Genomic DNA, 1,051 nt, shown 5'->3' on the forward strand with positions numbered 1-1,051 from the left:
TCAAGGCGACGCACTTGGCGACTATCAGTAAGGATATCCATACCGACAGTCAGCTACAGACCGGATGAACTCGCAAGACGGCCGTCCTCGGACGAGTACCGTAAGGCGGCCGGAAGCCGTCGAGCACAAGAGACGCTTCAGTACGCCGGAATGGTCTTCGTGCGGGTTCTGCAATTCCTGTCCGCGCGACAGCATGCTCGTAATCGGCGACGAGATCATCGAAACGCCGATGTGTTGGCCGTGTCGCTACTTCGAGTCGCACACCTATCGTCCGATCCTGAAGAAATACTTCCAACGCAGCGCGCGCTGGACCGCCGCGCCCCGGCCTCAACTCACGGATGAGCTGTTCGATACCGAGTTTTGCCTCCCCAAAGCCGATCTCATATATCCTGACCGAATTTGAACCAGTTTTTGACGCCGCCCATTTCTTTCGCTGGGCGCGACCTGTTCGTGACCCGCGCATCATCGTCGATCCGCATCACACGCGGACGGTGTACGCGCCATCGAGAAATGGGGTTTCGAGCCAATTCCATGCGAGTTCTTGCACTACGCCGCATTTGGCGGCGCCTTCACTAAGGAGTTCGCCTTTCGCGAAATCAACATCGCGCCGCACGGCCTGTCAGGTGATTTTCAATCCGATGATGCCCGCGAGAATGAGGCCGATGCAGGTAAGCCGAGGGAACGTCGCGGGCTCATTGAAAAGATAAACACCGAGCGCAGTAGTGCCGATAGTACCAATGCCCGTCCACACCGCATAGGCCGTACCGACCGGCAGAGACTTAAGGGCCAAGCCCAGGAATCCAACACTGGCCACCATGGCGACCACCGTACCGATCGTGGGTAACAGGCGCGAGAATCCTTCCGTGTATTTAAGTCCGATCGCCTAGGCGGGTTCGCACAAGCCGGCACCGGCGCGACCTTGCAGAGGTGCGGCGCGATCTCGCCGCCTGGTTCGGCAAATGGGGCGGCAAATACCCCAAGCTCACCGGCTGGGTGGAAGAGAACATCGAGGAGACGCTGACCTATTTCCGCCTGCCGCTGGCGCACAGAA

The 1,051-nt window shown here is 59.0% G+C and carries 1 protein-coding gene and 1 pseudogene; one reads left to right on the forward strand and one right to left on the reverse strand.

Translation table 11 applies throughout. The annotated features are described in order from the left end of the window. Positions 1–619 precede the first annotated feature (619 nt). Positions 620–880 (reverse strand): multidrug efflux SMR transporter, encoded by a 261-nt coding sequence (locus tag IVA82_RS33020; RefSeq protein WP_247379833.1) that lies wholly within the window; start codon positions 878–880, stop codon positions 620–622. A 29-nt stretch (positions 881–909) separates the two neighbouring features. Here IVA82_RS33020 and IVA82_RS33025 point away from each other — a divergent pair. After that, positions 910–1,051 (forward strand): annotated as a pseudogene (locus tag IVA82_RS33025) (transposase); the annotation flags it as partial.

It is taken from the genome of Bradyrhizobium sp. 142 (assembly GCF_023074015.1).
Taxonomy (GTDB): domain Bacteria; phylum Pseudomonadota; class Alphaproteobacteria; order Rhizobiales; family Xanthobacteraceae; genus Bradyrhizobium.